This window comes from Fictibacillus phosphorivorans (assembly GCF_001619875.1).
GTDB lineage: Bacteria > Bacillota > Bacilli > Bacillales > Fictibacillaceae > Fictibacillus > Fictibacillus phosphorivorans_B.
The window spans coordinates 156462-174917 of the sequence record NZ_LRFC01000023.1; the positions used below are offsets into that span (position 1 = coordinate 156462).

Sequence of the window (18456 nt, forward strand, 5' to 3'; positions counted from 1 at the left end):
CGGGGGTGAACATATGAGTAAAATCCGCGTATACGAATATGCGAAACAGAAAAATGTTCAAAGTAAAGACATTATAGAAAAGCTGAAAACGATGGATGTCCACGTAGCAAATCATATGTCTATGATTGATCAAGCAGCTCTTAAGAAACTGGACGAAGCATACCGTCCTAAAGCAAACAAAGATCAAGCAAAATCATCAAATCAAAATCAACTCCCTAAAACAGATATGAAAAATAACAACGCTGGTAACGACACCAAATCTAATAAAAAGGAAGTTCAAAAAGAGAGTAATATGAAAATAAAAAAAGAAAACAATAACTCGTCACAATCTAAAGGACCAAAGTCCACTAATACAAATAGCCAAAGCGGCCAAAACAAGAACAATAACAATAACAATCAAAACAGAAACAACAACAATAACAACCGAAATCAAAACAACAACAACAGAAATAACAACAACAAGAACCAAAACAATAGAAACAAGCAAAATAGAGGCGGCGGGAACCAGCAGCAAGCTCCTCAGAAAAAAGTTCTTGAAACACCAAGCAAGATTACTTTTACAGAATCACTTCAAGTAGGTGAACTCGCTAAAAAATTAAACAAAGATACTTCTGAAATCATTAAGAAATTAATGGGTCTTGGTATCATGGCTACAATTAACCAAGAACTTGACAAAGAAGCGATCGAATTGATCGCAGCTGACTATGATGTTGAGGTAGAAGAAGAAATCATCATTGATGAAACAGAATTTGAGAATTATGAAGTGGTTGATGATGAAAAAGATCTTCAAGTACGTCCTCCAGTTGTTACGATCATGGGGCACGTTGACCATGGTAAAACAACACTTCTTGATGCAATCCGCAACACGAAGGTAACGGCGGGTGAAGCTGGTGGGATCACTCAGCATATTGGTGCTTACCAGATCACAAACAACGGAAAACAAATCACGTTCCTTGATACTCCTGGACATGCTGCGTTTACAACTATGCGTGCTCGTGGTGCTCAAGTAACGGATATAACAATTCTTGTAGTAGCTGCAGATGATGGTGTAATGCCTCAGACAGTCGAAGCGATCAACCATGCTAAAGCTGCTGAAGTTCCAATCATTGTAGCTGTTAACAAAATGGATAAGGAAGCAGCTAACCCTGATCGTGTTATGCAGGAGCTTACTGAACATGGTCTAGTTTCTGAAGCATGGGGCGGAGATACAATTTTTGTTAACGTATCTGCAATTAAGGGAGACGGAATTGATGACCTGCTCGAGATGATCAACCTTGTATCTGAAGTTGAAGAGTTGAAAGCAAATCCAAACCGTACTGCCGCAGGAACTGTTATCGAAGCACAGTTAGATAAAGGACGTGGATCTGTAGCAACATTGCTTGTTCAGTCTGGTACTTTGAATGTCGGTGATCCAATCGTAGTCGGACACACTTTCGGGCGTGTACGTGCGATGGTGAATGACCTTGGACGCCGTGTTAAATCAGTAGGACCTTCTACACCTGTTGAAATCACTGGATTGAACGATGTTCCACAAGCTGGAGATCAGTTCATGGTCTTTGCAGATGAGAAAAAAGCGCGTCAGATTGGAGAATCACGCTTTAAAAAGCAACAAGATGCACAGCGTAAAGAATCTTCTAAACTGAATCTTGATGATCTCTTTAACCAGATTAAAGAAGGCGACATTAAAGAAATCAATGTTATCATCAAAGGAGACGTTCAGGGATCTGTTGAGGCACTTGCTGGATCTCTTCAAAAGATTGATGTTGAAGGCGTTAAAGTTAAGATTATCCACTCAGGTGTTGGAGCGATCAATGAGTATGACATCATGCTAGCATCTGCTTCAAATGCTATCGTAGTTGGTTTTAACGTTCGTCCTGACGCTGGTGCTAAACGTACTGCTGATGCTGAAAAAGTTGATGTTCGTCTGCACCGTATCATCTACAACGTAATCGAAGAAATCGAATCAGCGATGAAAGGGATGCTTGATCCTGAATTTGAAGAGAAAGTAATCGGTCAAGTAGAAGTGCGTACTACATTTAAAGTATCTAAAGTGGGTACGATTGCTGGTTGTTACGTTACTGATGGTAAGATCACTAGAGACTCAACAGTGCGCTTAATCCGTGATGGAGTAGTATCATACGAAGGAAAGATCGACGCACTTAAGCGTTTTAAAGATGATGCTAAAGAAGTTTCAGCTGGTTATGAATGTGGGATCACGTTAGAAAAGTTTAATGATATTAAAGAAGGCGACATCATCGAAGCCTATATCATGGAAGAAATTAAAGTTAAATGATCGCCTTATTAACGGTTGAGTTTTTCATATATGAAGCACAGTCGTTAAAAGATAAGCGTTCAGTTGTCCAAAAAGCAGTTAACAGAGTTCGCCAACGCTTAAATGTAGCTGTTTCTGAAACGGATTATCAAGATTTGTGGCAACGCGCAGAAATAAGTATGGTAACCGTTTCTTCGGACAAAATAATAGCAGAAAAAGAATTGCAAAGAGCACTTGCGATTATTACATCTATTGCTGAATTGGAAGTTACTGATTCTAACATTGAGTGGCTATAAGCAAGTGGCAAGAAACGGGGTGTAGTAAAAATGGGCACAATCCGTTCCAATCGTATTGGGGAACAGATGAAAAAAGAGCTGAGTGACATTATAGGCCGAAAAATCAAAGACCCCCGCGTAGGTTTTGTGACCGTTACGGCGGTTGATGTAACAGGTGATTTGCAGCAGGCTACAGTATATGTCTCTGTGTTTGGTGATTCCGATCAAAAGGAACAAACACTAAGAAGTCTTGCGAAAGCAACAGGTTTTATTCGTACCGAAATCGGAAAACGTATTCGTATGCGAAAAACACCGGACATCTTTTTTAAATTTGATGAATCCTTAAATTATGGAAGCAAGATCGAAAGTCTATTGTCTGACATTAAAAGAGAAGACGAAGACAGCGAAGAAAATGAAGATCATCCGAAACCATAATAGCAAATGGATAGGCAATTATCATAATTGTCTATCCATTTTTTGCTTAAAACGCTATAAAGTGATTGAAGGAGAAGCTGTATATGACTGTTAGACAAGGAATACTTGCATTAAAAAAACCTGCCGGAATGACTTCTCATGATTGTGTGGCTAAAATCCGCAGAATATTTTCGACTAAGAAAGTAGGTCACACCGGTACGTTAGATCCTGAAGTTACAGGTGTACTGCCAATTTGTATCGGAAGAGCAACAAAGGTCGCGGAGTATATGTCTGACTATGGCAAAGAATACATTGGCGAAGTCCGCTTAGGCTTTTCTACTGAAACGGAAGATGCTCACGGTGAAAAAGTGTTGGAAAAATCAGTAGAAGCAGATATTTCGCCAGATGTGGTTAAAGATATATTGAAGTCGCTGACAGGTAATATAGAGCAGATCCCGCCGATGTTTTCTGCTGTAAAGGTGAATGGCAAAAAACTATATGAATACGCAAGACAAGGGATAACCATTGATCGGCCAAAGCGAAATGTAACGATATATGAACTGGAACTTTTAAAAGAAAACGAAACCATTAGAAAAGACAATCCTGTTTTTTCTTTCCGGGTTAAATGTTCTAAAGGTACATATGTTAGAACGCTCGCTGTAGAGATTGGCGAAAGGCTTGGATATCCAGCACATATGTCATCACTCGTAAGAACAGCTTCAGGACCATTTTCTATGGATGATTGTGTAACGTTTGAACAGCTTGAAAGCGGAGAAAAGCCTCTAGAAGACTATTTGTTTCCACTAGAAAAAGGGATCTCTAATTTTCCAAAATGGACGGTAGAGGACGAACTGCTTTTTAAAATTAAAAATGGATCTGTACTTGAAGCACCAAAAGAGTTGGAACAAAGTCCGTTTGGTGTTTATAATGAAGAAGGAAAATGTCTAGCCATTTATGAATTTCATCCTTCAAAACCAGGTTTAATTAAGCCGGTTAAAGTGTTAGCCATTGATTAACGATAGAGTTAGTAGGTGAGTTTTTGGAAACGATTGTTATAAGTCATCCGCATCATTTTCAGCAAGATAACCTCCCCCCAACCATTTTGGCTTTAGGTTATTTTGACGGAATTCATGTTGGCCACCAGCGCGTGATCCGCACAGCAGTTGAGCTGGCAAACAAAAATGGGGCTGTTCCAGCTGTCATGAGCTTTCATCCGCACCCTTCCGTTGTTTTAGGTAAAGCGGATCATCAATGGACGTATATCACTCCGTTAGAAGAAAAGAAAAAAGTATTAGAAAATATGGGAGTCGAACGGTTTTATCTTGTGAAATTTGATCATGTTTTTGCCGCTCTGGATACAAAAGACTTTGTAGATCAGTATATTATTGGATTAAATGTTCAGCATGTTGTAACCGGTTTTGATTTTTCATATGGAAAGTATGGAAAAGGCAACGTAGAAACTTTAGTGAAAGAATCAAACGGCAAGTTCGGGCAAACCGTTATTGAAAAAATAGAAAAAGATGGTGAAAAAATCAGTTCTACACTGATTCGCCACTTTTTAAAAGAAGGACTTGTTGAGGAACTCGTCCCTTATCTTGGACGCAGATATAAGCTCAACGGAACGGTTATTCATGGTGATAAACGCGGCCGTACGATAGGCTTTCCTACTGCAAATCTGGATACAGAAGATTATTCACTGCCAAAAGTGGGCGTTTATGCCGTAGAAGTAACGATCGATAATGAGAGCTATTATGCGATGGCAAACGTCGGTCATAAACCCACTTTTAAAGAGGATCAAAAAAAGCCGTCTCTTGAAGTGCATGTTTTTGATTTCAATCACGAAATCTACGGCAAAACGATCAGTGTAACTTGGTTGAAGAGAATTCGAGACGAGAAAAAATTTAGCGGGATTGACGAACTGATTTCTCAGTTACATGCAGATAAAAGTAAAACATACGAAATCATTCATTCTTTGCAGTAAAAAAACTTGCATTTGTTCTGTAAAAAGTCTATGATAATACTTGTACATTTTAGTGTACACATAACCGTTGCTTGGCAAATCGAGTCACCGACGTTTGCTCGGTAATTGGTGTTTCTAATATTAAGGAGGTGAAAAGGATGGCTATTACTCAAGAGCGTAAAAACGAATTAATCAGCGAGTATAAGGTACATGATACGGACACTGGGTCTCCAGAGGTTCAAATCGCTATCCTTACTGAACAAATTAATGAGTTGAATGATCACTTGCGTACACACAAGAAAGATCACCACTCACGTCGTGGTCTATTGAAAATGGTTGGTAAGCGTCGTAACTTGTTAACGTACCTACGTAACAAGGACATCACGCGTTACCGCGAATTGATCGGAAGACTAGGATTACGTCGTTAATCCAACAAAAAGCGGGAATTAATCCCGCTTTTTTTATTGCAGACAATACGCAATCGGACAAATCAGAAATATTTTATACGAGTTACTAAATTCTTTATTGTTTTTCTTTTTAGGAAGGACTGCGATAGGATATAATAGAACCATAAAATACTAGGATTTTTTAAGTGTTGAGAGGAGTACCAAGTAAAATGGATCAACAAAAACGAACTTTTTCAATGGACTGGGCGGGCAGAACGCTTACGTTTGAAATTGGAGAATTAGCAAAACAAGCAAACGGTGCTGTAATGGTCAGATATGGTGACACAGCGGTGCTTTCAACAGCTGTTGCTTCAAAACAGCCGAAAAATTTAAGTTTCTTTCCACTGACTGTAAATTACGAGGAGCGTTTATACGCAGTAGGTAAAATCCCTGGCGGATTTATTAAACGAGAAGGACGCCCAAGTGAAAAGGCAGTTTTAGCAAGCCGTTTGATCGACCGTCCGATCCGTCCTTTATTTGCTGATGGTTTCCGTAATGAAGTTCAAGTTGTCAGTACAGTAATGAGCGTTGATCAAAACTGCTCTTCTGAAATGGCTGCAATGATTGGATCATCTCTTTCTTTATCTATTTCAGATATTCCGTTTGAAGGCCCGATTGCAGGGGTTACAGTTGGCCGAATTGAAGGCGAATTTGTAATCAATCCTACAGTCGAACAGAATGAAAAAAGTGATATTCAATTAGTAGTAGCAGGAACGAAGCACGCCATCAACATGGTTGAAGCTGGAGCTGAAGAGGTTTCAGAAGAAGTGATGCTTGAAGCAATCATGTTTGGACATGAAGAGATTAAGAAATTAATCGCTTTCCAAGAAGAGATTGTTGCTGAGATCGGTAAAGAAAAGATGGAAGTTGTCCTTCATGAACTTGATAAAGATATTGAACAAGAAGTTCGTGAATTTGTTGGAAACGACGTAAAAGAAGCGGTTAAAGTTGTTGAAAAGCACGCACGTCAAGAAGCGCTTGATGCGGTAAGTGCAAACGTAGCTGCTCGATACGTAGAAGATGAAGAAAAAGCAAACGAAGCAAAAGAAGTTTTACATAAACTCATCAAAGAAGAAGTCAGACGCTTAATTTTAAAAGAGAAAGTGCGTCCAGACGGAAGAAAAACAGATGAAATTCGTAAGCTTTCTTCAAAAGTAGGTATTTTAGCAAGAACACATGGTTCTGGTCTTTTTACACGTGGTCAAACACAAGCGCTTAGCATTTGTACATTGGGAGCACTTGGCGATGTTCAAGTTCTTGATGGTCTTGGTGTAGAAGAGTCGAAACGCTTTATGCACCAATACAACTTCCCACCGTTCAGCGTTGGGGAAACAGGTTTTATGCGCGGACCGGGAAGACGTGAAATTGGTCATGGTGCTTTAGGTGAACGTGCGTTAGAACAAGTCATTCCAAATGAAGATGAATTCCCTTACACGATTCGTCTTGTTTCAGAAGTATTAGAATCCAACGGTTCTACATCACAAGCAAGTATTTGTGCAAGTACGCTTGCCTTGATGGATGCTGGTGTACCAATTAAAGCACCTGTTGCTGGTATTGCTATGGGTCTGATCTCTGACGGTGAAGACGTAACAGTATTAACGGATATTCAAGGTATGGAAGATCATCTAGGAGATATGGACTTTAAAGTGGCAGGTACACCAAACGGTATTACAGCTCTTCAAATGGACATTAAGATTTCCGGTATTAATCGTGAAATCCTTCAAGAAGCTTTAACACAAGCAAAAGAAGGTCGTATGATCATCCTGAAGTCTATGCTTGCAACCCTTTCAGAGTCTCGTACACAACTTTCTCAATATGCACCTAAGATCTTAACAATGAAGATCAACCCGGACAAGATCCGTGATGTAATCGGGCCAAGCGGGAAAATCATCAATAAGATCATTGAAGAAACTGGTGTTAAAATTGATATCGAGCAAGACGGAACTGTCTTTATCGCGTCAACTGACGAGTCTATGAACAAAAAAGCTAAGAAAATCATTGAAGATATTGTACGTGAAGTTCAAGTTGGAGAGTACTACATGGGTAAAGTAAAACGAATTGAAAAGTTCGGTGCTTTCGTAGAGCTCTTTAGCGGCAAAGACGGATTAGTTCATATTTCTGAACTTGCTGAAGAACGAGTGGGTAAAGTTGAAGATATCCTTAAACTTGGTGATGAGATCCTTGTAAAAGTTATGGAGATCGATAACCAAGGCCGTGTGAACTTATCACGTAAGGTTGTCTTAAAAGAAGAAAAAGCGAAAAAAGAACAGCAGCAAAACGTTTAATTTATATGAGATATAAAGACTGATCGAAAGTGGAAATTAACTTTTCACTTCCCGTCAGTCTTTTTGTTTTTATCTCAATAGAAAACCATCTTATCGGTGTAACTATGGGAGTCAAGTTCCTTCTCCCAATGAAAGTGTACTTCGTGGAGTCTCGTTTCCTGCCCCGCAAAAAGCGAGCACTTGTAACGATAATCAACTACTGCATAAGAGTACCAGAGATTATGAAAACAGATTTTTAAATCGTTCTAACCTGTCCAAAAGGTACATACCTTGATACAGGGAGGGAGTAACGTGAAAAATAAAATTCTTCACTGGTCCATTGTTGTTTTAATTCTTACTGCTACTGCGTTTTCGGTGCACAATCCTTTTACGAGCACCTATATTGAAAGCATTAAAGCCCAAAGTACTGCTGTTTCTCAAATGGAATCAAATTCAATCTATCAGCAGATAAAAGATAAAGCCAAAGAACTAAACAGTCCGCCTAAAAATGCTGAGATCGATCCTGTCTGGAAAGCCACTCCCGGATATAATGGACTTGTTGTTGACATGGAAGCATCGTTTAAGGCTATGAAGAAAGATAATAAATTTGACGGAAATAAGCTTGTTGTCAAACAGATTGAGCCCACCATACACCTGGATAATTTACCCGCATCACCCATCTATAGAGGCAACCCGGAAAAACCAATGGTCACTCTTTTAGTGAATGTAGCTTGGGGAAATGAATATCTTCCTGAGATGCTGCAAACGATGAAAAAGAATAATGTAAAGTCGACATTTTTCCTAGACGGATCTTGGGTGAAAAAAAATCCGTCACTCGCTAAAATGATAGCGGAAGAAAAACATGAAATTGGTAATCATGCCTATTCTCATCCTGATTTAAAGAAGATGACGAATGCACGTATTACAGAAGAATTAAAACAAACGAATGAAGTAATACATGCAACGTTGGATCTCTCTCCTAAATGGTTTGCTCCGCCAAGCGGAAGTTATCGAAACGATGTCGTCCAGATTGCATCTGATCTTGATATGAAGACCATTCTTTGGTCGGTTGATACGGTTGATTGGCGCAGACCTGACCCTGATGAAATGGTTAACCGTGTTCTAGGCAAAGTTCATCCTGGCGCGATGATTCTTATGCATCCCACTGAATCAACTTCAAAGGGGTTAGAGAAACTAATCAAAGGAATAAAAGAAAAAGGATATAGCATCGGAACAGTTTCTGATTTGATGGACGAAAAAAGGCTGTTGCCAAAAACCATCAAGTAAAGTTGTACAGGAGTTGTGATAATGGTATATTGTTCCTATGATTATTGTGGAACAACTGACTGCTAGGGGGAAACAAGTTTGATTAAAAGACATACGTGTTCAAACGGCGTACGAGTCGTTTTGGAAAATATCCCAACCGTTCGATCTGTAGCGATCGGAGTATGGATTGGAACAGGCTCAAGGTTTGAGAATACAAAAAATAACGGAATCTCTCATTTCCTAGAGCATATGTTCTTTAAAGGGACAAAAACGAGAAGTGCCAGAGAAATTGCTGAATCATTTGATAGCATAGGCGGCCAAGTAAATGCATTTACTTCTAAAGAATATACGTGTTATTACGCAAAAGTTTTAGATACACATGCACCATACGCATTGGAAGTTCTAGCAGATATGTTCTTTAACTCTACCTTTGATGAAGGAGAGCTTTTAAAGGAAAAGAATGTTGTATTAGAAGAAATCAAGATGTATGAAGATACACCAGATGACATCGTTCATGATATGCTTAGCCGTGCAAGTTTTCAAAACCATGAACTTGGATTTCCGATCTTAGGAACAGAAGAGACGCTTAACACCTTTACAGGCAATACGTTGCGCGATTATATGGACAGTCATTACGTTCCAGAAGAAGTAGTCATTTCAGTTGCTGGAAATGTTGATGAATCATTCATACAACAGGCTGAAAAGTGGTTTGGAAATTATAAAACAAGCAACATCGTAAAGCCTGACATACAGTCTCCTGTATTTCATCCTGAGAAGCTAGCGCGTAAAAAAGAAACCGAACAAGCTCACCTATGTCTTGGATTTCCAGGCCTTTCACTTAAAGACAAACGGAGTTATAGTTTAATTATTCTTAACAACGTTTTTGGGTCAAGCATGTCAAGCCGTCTTTTTCAAGAGGTAAGGGAGCAAAGAGGATTAGCTTATTCAGTTTTCTCTTATCATTCAGCGTTTCAGGATAATGGAATCTTCACAATCTATGGAGGAACCGCACCGCATCAATTGGATGAATTGTATAATACGATCTTAAATATCGTTGATGATTTAAAAGAGAATGGAATAACGGATAAAGAATTGAAAAACTCGAAAGAACAGATTAAAGGAAACTTAATGCTGAGTCTAGAGAGCACGAATAGCAGAATGAGCCGAAACGGAAAACACGAGCTGATCTTAGGATATCACCGTACATTGGATGATATGGTTGAATCGATCGATAAGGTTTCAAAAGAAGATGTAAATTCATTAATCGAATCCATTTTCAGTGAAGGATGTTCTGCTTCATTAGTAAGTCCTCAAGGAGAACTTCCAAAAGGGCTACAATAAAATAATGATAAATTTGGAAACCCGGACGATTACCGGGTTTTTTTGTTTGGTCCATTTCTAAAGTTTCAAACCGTGAAAACGTTAGGAATGTGGCTCACCGCCTTCCCCGCGAAAAGCGAGCACCTGGAACGGAAATCAACACTTCCAAAAGCAGCAGAGTTTGAAAAAACAGTCTTCTTAAAAATGGGCTCATCGTTTTCTGAATCCCCCCAAACATAGAAGATGCTGATGAATATAATGGTGTTGATTAAAACCTATTGTTCGTGAAAAAGCATTTTATTTCTACTTAATGTCAGCTATGCCGTTGTCAAAAGCGTATCTTGTGTAACCAGATAGGCGGGGTATTCATATTATGATGAACGTGGATAGTAATCCCCTGCAATAAGAGGAACAACGGAGAAAGGGGAGAAAGAATGTTAACGGATGTGCATATCGCTGTTTTTGGCGGCGATGCGAGACAGCTAGAGGTTATTCGGAAACTAACAGAACTAGATGCAACACTTACACTTATTGGCTATGATCAACTCGATCATGGATTTACCGGAGCATCAAAGATGGATATAGACGAAGTTGATTTTTCAAAGTTAGATAGCATCATTTTGCCTGTAAGTGGAACTGGGTTGCAGGGGGAGATTGATACCATCTTTTCAAATCGCAAAATGATCTTAACAGAAGATCATTTGAAACAAACGAAAAGTCATTGCCACGTATTTTCTGGGATCAGTAACTCGTATCTGAATGAAATTACGAAAAAAAGTGATAGAAAGCTTACAAAATTGTTTGAAAGAGATGACGTTGCCATATATAACAGCATTCCTACTGTTGAAGGAACGATCATGATGGTGATACAGCATACAGATATTACAATTCATCAATCCAATACGGTGGTATTAGGGTTTGGACGTGTAGGAATGAGTGTGGCACGCACTTTTCAAGCATTAGGTGCACGTGTAAAAGTAGGAGCTAGAAAGTCAGAACATATGGCTAGAATTTCTGAAATGGGAATGATTCCGTTTCATCTAGATAACTTAAAAAATGAAGTTTATGAGACAGATGTTTGCATTAATACTATACCAACACAAATCGTTAATGCGGATGTGATTTCAAAGTTTCCATCACATACTCTGATCGTTGATTTGGCATCTAAACCTGGGGGAACGGATTTTAGGTATGCAGAAAAACGCGGAATTAAAGCTTTGCTTGCCCCAGGATTACCAGGAATCGTCGCTCCTAAAACAGCAGGGAAAATTGTTGCCAATGTACTTTCGCAGCTGTTAATGAATGAATTTTATAAGCGGAAGGGGTAGTTATAAATGGATTTTAAAGGGAAGCATATCGGTTTTGGGCTAACAGGCTCCCATTGTACGTATGATGCCGTATTTCCACAGATTCAAAAACTAATAGATCTCGGTGCTAATGTATCCCCGTTCTTCACCCATACAGTACAGCATACGACTACACGTTTTGGAACAGAAGGAGAATGGGTTGAAAAAATAAAGCTGATTACAGGCAATGAACCAGTTGATTCGATTGTAAAAGCAGAACCATTCGGACCAAAAACACCACTTGATTGTATGGTCATCGCACCACTTACAGGTAATTCGATAAGCAAGTTTGCAAATGCCATGACAGATTCACCTGTATTGATGGGAGCAAAGGCTACACTTCGAAATCAAAAACCTGTAGTACTTGGTATATCAACGAATGATGGTTTAGGATTGAATGGAGTCAATATAATGCGCTTGATGGCTACCAAAAATATTTATTTCATTCCATTCAGTCAAGATGATCCCGTAAAAAAGCAAAATTCCTTAGTGGCTCATATGGATACATTGATTGAAACGATCGAGTATGCACTCCAAGGAAAGCAACTCCAGCCTGTACTCAGGGTGGCAGATTAAAACAACTGAAGAAAATCCGTTCATAACGCCAAAGTTTATGATAAAATATGATAAATTATATGGATTATCTAGGAGAAACCGATTCTTGAGTTTCTCCTTCTGTTGTAACTTGCTTACCTTAAACAATAAAGGAGTTAATTAGTATGAGCCAAAAATCATTTCATGTAGCTGTAGTAGGAGCAACTGGCGCAGTTGGCCAGCAAATGTTAAATACATTAAGTGAAAAAAATTTTCCGATTAAGAAACTATCTCTTCTTGCTAGTAAAAGATCGGCAGGACAGGTCATCACATTTAATGGAGAGTCTCATACCATTCAAGAAGCAAAACCAGAAGCTTTTGAAGGTGTAGATCTGGCTTTGTTTTCTGCAGGCGGTTCTGTTTCAAAAGCACTTGCACATGAGGCAGTGAAAAGAGGAGCAATCGTTGTGGATAACACGAGTGCGTTCAGAATGGATCCGAATGTACCACTCGTTGTGCCTGAAGTAAACGAACAAGATTTATTAAAGCATAAAGGAATCATTGCAAATCCTAACTGTTCAACGATCCAAATGGTTGTAGCTTTGCAGCCTCTTCACGAAAAGTATGGACTTAAAAAGGTTATCGTTTCTACGTATCAAGCTGTTTCAGGAGCGGGTGCGAAAGCGGTTGAAGAATTAAAAGAACAATCCAAAGCGATTCTTAACGATGAGCCTTTTGAAGCTTCGATCATGCCTTGTGCATCTGATAAAAAACACTATCAGATCGCGTTTAACGCTGTACCTCAAATTGATAAATTTGAAGATAATGGCTATACGTTTGAAGAATTAAAGATGATGAATGAAACAAAGAAAATCATGCACTTAGAGAACCTTGAGATCGCTGCAACGTGTGTAAGATTGCCAGTTGAAACAGGACACTCTGAATCTTTATATGCAGAGTTTGAGAATGGCAATCCTTCCGTCCAAGAGATAAGAGATCTTTTAAAAACAGCACCAGGAGTAACGCTGCAAGATCAGCCTGAAGAGCAGATTTATCCAATGCCTGCCTTAGCAGCTGGTCTGCCTGACGTATTCGTTGGCAGAATCCGCAAAGACTTAGACCGAGATAACGCTTATCATATGTGGGTTGTGTCAGATAACTTATTAAAAGGCGCTGCTTATAACTCAGTACAGATTGCAGAAAGCCTGATCAAATTAAATCTGCTTTAATTTTATAAAGAAGGTGCATTCATGAAGATTATCGTTCAAAAATTTGGGGGAACTTCTTTAAAAGATGATACTGGCCGAATAGAAGCAGTCCGTCATATAAAAAAGGCCGTTGATGAAGGATATAAAGTAGTATGTGTTGTTTCAGCAATGGGGCGTTTTGGCGATCCGTATGCTACAGACACGTTATTAAGTCTTTTAGATGATAAAAACAAAATATCAAATCGTGAACAAGATCTTCTTTTATCATGCGGAGAGATCATTTCTTCTGTTGTGTTTTCAGGCATGTTAAATGCTTCAGGATTATCTGCTGCTGCATTGACTGGTCCTCAAGCGGGATTCAGAACAAATGACGACTTTTCTAACGCCAGGATTATTGATATGAAAGTAGATCGGATAAAGTCTGAACTAGAGAACAATCACGTAGTGGTTGTTGCAGGATTTCAAGGACAATCTAAATCAGGAGACATCGCAACTCTTGGAAGAGGCGGAAGCGACACAAGTGCTTCTGCACTAGGTGCGGCGTTAGAAGCAGAGTTTATCGACATTTTTACTGATGTAGAGGGTGTTATGACAGCTGATCCAAGACTTGTTAAAGACGCACGGCCGCTTTCGGTCGTAACGTATGCTGAAATATGCAACATGGCTTATCAAGGTGCTAAAGTCATTCATCCACGTGCAGTCGAAATAGCGATGCAGGCAAAAATACCGTTAAGAATTCGTTCTACCTACTCAGATCTTCCAGGAACGCTTGTTACTTCAGCAATGAAAGGCCCAGCTGGAAAAGACATACAAGAATCGATCATCACGGGAATCGCACATGTGTCAAACATTACCCAAATTAAAGTGTATGCAAACGATGGACAATATGATCTGCATACTAAAGTATTTAAGGCGATGGCTCAAGAGCAAATTTCTGTCGATTTTATCAACATCAGCCCAAAAGGTGTTGTATACACGATTATGGAAGATAAAACAGAAATAGCTCTTATCAAATTAAAAGAGCTGGGTTATGAACCGGAAGTTAATCGTGAATGTGCCAAAGTATCTGCGGTAGGGGCAGGTATTGCAGGTACTCCAGGTGTAACTGCTGCGATTGTTGAATCTCTTTCAAGCAGAAACATTCAGATCTTGCAATCAGCTGACTCTCATACAACGATCTGGGTACTCGTTAAAAAAGAAGATCTGATAGAATCAGTAAATGCACTACATTCAACATTCCGATTAAATGAAGAAGGAATATCAGCAAATCTGCAAGAAATTGTTCAGCAGCAGTTTAATGAGTATTGAGGAGTGAACGAAATGAATTTTGGAAGTATTAGTACTGCGATGGTTACGCCTTTTGACAGCAAAGGCAACGTCGATTTTGCAAGGACGACAAAGCTTGTTAACCATCTGCTTAACAATGGTACTGACAGCATAGTAGTTGCAGGAACGACAGGAGAGTCACCTACTTTAACAACTGAAGAAAAGATTGCGCTTTTTAAGCACGTAGTAAAAGTAGTAGATGGCAGAGCTCCTGTGATTGCAGGAACTGGAAGCAACAATACGAAAGCTTCTATCGACCTTTCAAAGAAAGCTGAAGAAATTGGTGTAGATGCGATCATGATCGTTGCACCGTATTATAATAAACCAAGTCAAGAAGGAATCGTTGCGCATTATAAAGCAATTGCTGATGCGGTTAGTCTCCCAATCATGGCCTATAACATTCCAGGAAGATCTGTTGTATCCTTTTCTGTAGACACAGTACTTCGTTTAGCTGAGATACCGAATATTGTCGCTTTAAAAGACGCAGGCGGTAACCTGGATACGATGAGTGAGATTATTGAGAGAACTCCTGATGACTTTTTGCTCTACAGCGGAGATGATGGATTAACGCTTCCTTCTCTTGCAATAGGTAGTGCAGGAATTGTATCAGTAGCTTCACACGTAATCGGCAATGAGATGAAAGAGATGATTCGTGCCTTCCAAAATGGGGAAAACAAAGGAGCGGCTAACCTTCACCGCAAACTTCTGCCTGTTATGCAAGAGCTCTTTAAAGCACCAAGTCCTGCGCCAGTAAAGACTGCATTGCAATTGAAAGGTCTTGATGTTGGTGGTGTAAGGCTTCCTTTATTGCCTTTAAATCAATCTGAAAGAGAAGCACTTTCCTTACGATTAAACAGTTTATAAAGAAGCAGACCGGAAATTCCGGTCTGCTTTTTATCTTGTGTATTTTTAAAGATATTTTAATTTTTCATAGTTTACGGTGCGCGCTCTTTAACTGATACGAAATCCTTTATTTTTATTTGTCCTTTCCTCAGTCTTGTTTTGTATTCCTCTGATACGGTATAATGATTTCAAGTGACGTGATCGGGTTAATTTTTTTTACATACAACATAGGAGGAATATACACATTGTCAAAACAAAATAGAGATAAAATTAAGGTTTTTGCCTTGGGCGGAGTAGGTGAGATCGGCAAAAACATGTATGTAGTGGACACAGGTGAGGAAATTTTTGTTATGGACTCAGGTCTAATGTTTCCACAGGAGGAAATGCTCGGAATTGATATTGTCATTCCAGATGTTACTTACCTGAAGGAAAACCTGGAGCGCGTAACAGGAATCTTTTTAACTCATGCCCATGAGGATCATATCGGAGGACTTCCTTACGTTTTAAGACAAGTTCCGGTTCCTGTTTATGGAACGCGATTAACACTAGGATTAGTCGAAGCAAAATTAAAAGAAGCAGGACTATTACGTTCTACTGAATTAAATATGATTGAAACAAACCAAAAGCTGTCATTTAACAGTGCAAAGGTGAGTTTCTTCCATGTAAATCATAGTATTCCAGATGCAGTAGGTATTGCAATTCACACGTCACAGGGAATAATTGCAAATACAGGTGATTTTAAGATTGACCATACACCAATTGATGGCCAGCATACAGAATTCGGAAAAATTTCAGCATTGGCTGAAGAAGGTGTCCTCTGTTTGCTCTCAGACAGCACGAATGCTGAACGTCCAGGTTCTACAGGACCAGAGGCGCAAGTTGGACAAGAGATTTTAGATGTCTTTCAAGCCGCTAAAGGACGTATCATTATTGCATCGTTCGCATCTAATGTGCATCGTGTACAGCAAGTTATGAATGCTGCTGCAAAGACAAACAGAAAAGTAGCCGTAAACGGAAGAAGTATGGTGAAGGTTGTTGATATTGCTTCACAACTCGGATACCTGACTTTTGAAAAAGATTTGCTTATTACGATCGATCAAGCAAACGATTACAGCGATGAAAAAGTTGTAATACTTACAACAGGTAGTCAAGGTGAATCGATGGCTGCGCTGTCTAGAATGGCACAAAAATCACACAAACAAATCGCACTTCGACCAACTGATACTGTCGTTATTGCCGCTACCCCGATACCTGGTAATGAAACTTCAGTAGCTAAAATGGTAGACAAGTTGATGAGAACAGGTGCAGATGTTATTTTTGGACAGAAGAAAGTACACGTATCAGGGCACGGCAGTGCTGAAGAGCTTAAATTCATGCTTAGCATGATGAAACCTAAATACTTTATGCCGGTTCATGGTGAATATAAGATGCAAAAAGCTCATCAAAAATTAGCAATTGAAGTTGGTGTTGAAAAAGACAACATCTTTATTGTAGATAAAGGTGAAGTTGTTGAATTCGTTAATGGTAAAGCTCAAAAGACTGGAAAAGTGCCGTCCGGAAATGTCTTAGTAGATGGGCTTGGAGTAGGCGATATCGGCAACATCGTTCTTCGTGACAGAAAGCTGTTATCACAAGATGGAATATTAGTAGTTGTTGTAACAATCAGCAAAGATTCTCATCAGCTAATCTCTGGGCCGGAAATAATCTCAAGAGGTTTCGTTTATGTAAGAGAAAGTGAAGCACTTTTACAAGAAGCGAATACGAAAGTTCGCGATGTGCTTGAAAAGTGTATGAACGAAAACATGAAAGAATGGTCAAGTTTAAAATCGAATGTAAGAGATACTTTAAGTCAGTATTTGTTTGAAAAAACGAAAAGAAGACCAATGATCATGCCGATCATAATGGAAATTTAACCTGCTGTTTCAGCGGGTTTTTTTATTTTCTCCTCATATGAATGGAAATAAGGCCCATACTAAGAAGAACCTAACTTAGAAGGGGTATGAAAGATATGGACCAGACACCAGAAACAGAAACACCGCAAACAGATGTGCCGCCTAAAAAAGATGACAATAACTCCGGACTCATCCAGAAAATACAATCATTAGGGCAAACGAATGTGCCGACAATGGAAGGATCCAGCATCCACTGTCTAACGATTGTAGGTCAGATAGAAGGACATATGCAGCTTCCGCCTAACAACAAAGCAACGAAGTATGAACATCTCATTCCACAATTAGTAGCGATCGAACAGAATCATAAGATTGAAGGTCTTCTTGTTATATTGAATACGGTTGGTGGAGATGTTGAGGCAGGACTTGCTATATCAGAGATGATTGCATCATTATCCAAACCAAGTGTATCGCTTGTGCTCGGCGGGGGACATTCAATAGGAGTACCTATAGCTGTAAGTGCAGATTATTCGTTTATCGCTCCAACTGCTACCATGACGATTCATCCTGTCCGTTTAACAGGACTTGTAATCGGAGTCCCGCAAACGTTTGAGTACTTAGACAAAATGCAAGATCGTGTTATTTCTTTTGTTACTAGCCATTCAAAAATCACCGAAGAACGTTTTAAAGAATTAATGTTTTCTAAAGGAAATTTAACACGAGACATTGGTACGAATGTTATAGGAACAGATGCAGTAAGCGATGGTCTGATCAACGAGGTCGGTGGAGTCGGGCAAGCTTTAAAGAAGCTCAATGAACTGATTGAACAGAATAAACAAAACAATAATGATAACAACGGAATAAAACAATGATCTGGTATACGATGCAGCCATATGAATTGATGTTTCCGGAAGAAGGAAACGAACAAACCATGCAGAATGTAATACTCTACAATGATGTACCTGTACTCGTTGAACGCACGGGAGATGAAACAAAGATTGTTCAAGTCTTAAGCACAGATCCTTCTCATTTTTTGTTAGAAGAATGTCAACCTGGAATGGTGCTGCGAAACTTTTAAAAAGTCACCTTAGAA

The 18456-nt window shown here is 39.2% G+C and carries 17 protein-coding genes; all 17 read left to right on the forward strand.

Annotated features, from left to right (window positions below; genetic code table 11):
- Positions 1–13 precede the first annotated feature (13 nt).
- The 17 genes from infB to AWM68_RS10390 all read left to right on the forward strand — a co-directional run bounded on the left by infB (position 14) and on the right by AWM68_RS10390 (position 18441).
- Complete coding sequence (gene infB, locus AWM68_RS10310) at positions 14–2293, forward strand: translation initiation factor IF-2 (protein ID WP_066240905.1); 2280 nt, start codon at positions 14–16, stop codon at positions 2291–2293.
- Positions 2290–2568 (forward strand): DUF503 domain-containing protein, encoded by a 279-nt coding sequence (locus AWM68_RS10315; RefSeq protein ID WP_066240907.1) that lies wholly within the window; start codon positions 2290–2292, stop codon positions 2566–2568. The genes infB and AWM68_RS10315 overlap by 4 nt, the downstream gene beginning before the upstream one ends.
- Before the next feature lie 30 nt (positions 2569–2598).
- On the forward strand, positions 2599–2982 hold the full coding sequence (gene rbfA / locus AWM68_RS10320; RefSeq protein ID WP_066240910.1) for a 30S ribosome-binding factor RbfA: 384 nt from the start codon (positions 2599–2601) through the stop codon (positions 2980–2982).
- Positions 2983–3065: 83 nt separating this feature from the next.
- The gene (gene truB, locus AWM68_RS10325; protein ID WP_066240913.1) at positions 3066–3977 is read left to right on the forward strand and encodes a tRNA pseudouridine(55) synthase TruB; all 912 of its coding nucleotides are present in this window, start codon (positions 3066–3068) and stop codon (positions 3975–3977) included.
- Between the two features lie 23 nt (positions 3978–4000).
- On the forward strand, positions 4001–4942 hold the full coding sequence (gene ribF, locus AWM68_RS10330) for a riboflavin biosynthesis protein RibF (RefSeq protein ID WP_066240916.1): 942 nt from the start codon (positions 4001–4003) through the stop codon (positions 4940–4942).
- Between the two features lie 137 nt (positions 4943–5079).
- Positions 5080–5349 carry a 30S ribosomal protein S15 gene (rpsO, locus tag AWM68_RS10335; RefSeq protein WP_066240919.1) on the forward strand — a complete coding sequence of 90 codons (270 nt, stop codon included), beginning with the start codon at positions 5080–5082 and terminating at the stop codon, positions 5347–5349.
- A 188-nt stretch (positions 5350–5537) separates the two neighbouring features.
- A complete protein-coding gene (gene pnp / locus AWM68_RS10340; protein WP_066240922.1) occupies positions 5538–7652 on the forward strand; it encodes a polyribonucleotide nucleotidyltransferase in 2115 nt (704 codons plus the stop codon).
- Between the two features lie 291 nt (positions 7653–7943).
- On the forward strand, positions 7944–8918 hold the full coding sequence (locus AWM68_RS10345) for a polysaccharide deacetylase family protein (RefSeq protein WP_066240925.1): 975 nt from the start codon (positions 7944–7946) through the stop codon (positions 8916–8918).
- Between the two features lie 78 nt (positions 8919–8996).
- Positions 8997–10238 (forward strand): M16 family metallopeptidase, encoded by a 1242-nt coding sequence (locus AWM68_RS10350; protein ID WP_066240928.1) that lies wholly within the window; start codon positions 8997–8999, stop codon positions 10236–10238.
- A gap of 413 nt (positions 10239–10651) precedes the next feature.
- A complete protein-coding gene (gene dpaA, locus AWM68_RS10355) occupies positions 10652–11545 on the forward strand; it encodes a dipicolinic acid synthetase subunit A (protein WP_066240930.1) in 894 nt (297 codons plus the stop codon).
- Between the two features lie 6 nt (positions 11546–11551).
- A complete protein-coding gene (gene dpaB, locus AWM68_RS10360; RefSeq protein ID WP_066240933.1) occupies positions 11552–12139 on the forward strand; it encodes a dipicolinate synthase subunit B in 588 nt (195 codons plus the stop codon).
- A gap of 143 nt (positions 12140–12282) precedes the next feature.
- Positions 12283–13326: an aspartate-semialdehyde dehydrogenase gene (gene asd / locus AWM68_RS10365; protein WP_066240935.1), complete on the forward strand. Its 1044-nt coding sequence runs from the start codon at positions 12283–12285 to the stop codon at positions 13324–13326.
- 21 nt (positions 13327–13347) lie between these two features.
- Positions 13348–14613: an aspartate kinase gene (gene dapG, locus AWM68_RS10370; RefSeq protein ID WP_066240937.1), complete on the forward strand. Its 1266-nt coding sequence runs from the start codon at positions 13348–13350 to the stop codon at positions 14611–14613.
- A gap of 12 nt (positions 14614–14625) precedes the next feature.
- The gene (gene dapA, locus AWM68_RS10375) at positions 14626–15495 is read left to right on the forward strand and encodes a 4-hydroxy-tetrahydrodipicolinate synthase (protein ID WP_066240940.1); all 870 of its coding nucleotides are present in this window, start codon (positions 14626–14628) and stop codon (positions 15493–15495) included.
- 224 nt (positions 15496–15719) lie between these two features.
- Positions 15720–17387, forward strand: a complete 1668-nt coding sequence (locus AWM68_RS10380) for a ribonuclease J (protein ID WP_066240943.1) — start codon at positions 15720–15722, stop codon at positions 17385–17387.
- A 95-nt stretch (positions 17388–17482) separates the two neighbouring features.
- The gene (locus AWM68_RS10385; RefSeq protein ID WP_066240946.1) at positions 17483–18235 is read left to right on the forward strand and encodes a ClpP family protease; all 753 of its coding nucleotides are present in this window, start codon (positions 17483–17485) and stop codon (positions 18233–18235) included.
- Entirely contained in the window at positions 18232–18441 is a 210-nt protein-coding gene (locus tag AWM68_RS10390; RefSeq protein WP_066240948.1) for a YlzJ-like family protein, read from the forward strand. Before AWM68_RS10385 ends, AWM68_RS10390 begins: the two co-directional genes overlap by 4 nt.
- Positions 18442–18456 lie beyond the last annotated feature (15 nt).

Coding starts and splice junctions, on each gene's coding strand:
- dpaB (WP_066240933.1), top strand. CDS start 11,552: ATGGATTTTAAAGGGAAGCATATCGGTTTTGGGCTAACAGGCTCCCAT.
- asd (WP_066240935.1), top strand. CDS start 12,283: ATGAGCCAAAAATCATTTCATGTAGCTGTAGTAGGAGCAACTGGCGCA.
- AWM68_RS10385 (WP_066240946.1), top strand. CDS start 17,483: ATGGACCAGACACCAGAAACAGAAACACCGCAAACAGATGTGCCGCCT.
- AWM68_RS10315 (WP_066240907.1), top strand. CDS start 2,290: ATGATCGCCTTATTAACGGTTGAGTTTTTCATATATGAAGCACAGTCG.
- rpsO (WP_066240919.1), top strand. CDS start 5,080: ATGGCTATTACTCAAGAGCGTAAAAACGAATTAATCAGCGAGTATAAG.
- truB (WP_066240913.1), top strand. CDS start 3,066: ATGACTGTTAGACAAGGAATACTTGCATTAAAAAAACCTGCCGGAATG.
- infB (WP_066240905.1), top strand. CDS start 14: ATGAGTAAAATCCGCGTATACGAATATGCGAAACAGAAAAATGTTCAA.
- dapG (WP_066240937.1), top strand. CDS start 13,348: ATGAAGATTATCGTTCAAAAATTTGGGGGAACTTCTTTAAAAGATGAT.
- dpaA (WP_066240930.1), top strand. CDS start 10,652: ATGTTAACGGATGTGCATATCGCTGTTTTTGGCGGCGATGCGAGACAG.
- rbfA (WP_066240910.1), top strand. CDS start 2,599: ATGGGCACAATCCGTTCCAATCGTATTGGGGAACAGATGAAAAAAGAG.
- AWM68_RS10390 (WP_066240948.1), top strand. CDS start 18,232: ATGATCTGGTATACGATGCAGCCATATGAATTGATGTTTCCGGAAGAA.
- pnp (WP_066240922.1), top strand. CDS start 5,538: ATGGATCAACAAAAACGAACTTTTTCAATGGACTGGGCGGGCAGAACG.
- dapA (WP_066240940.1), top strand. CDS start 14,626: ATGAATTTTGGAAGTATTAGTACTGCGATGGTTACGCCTTTTGACAGC.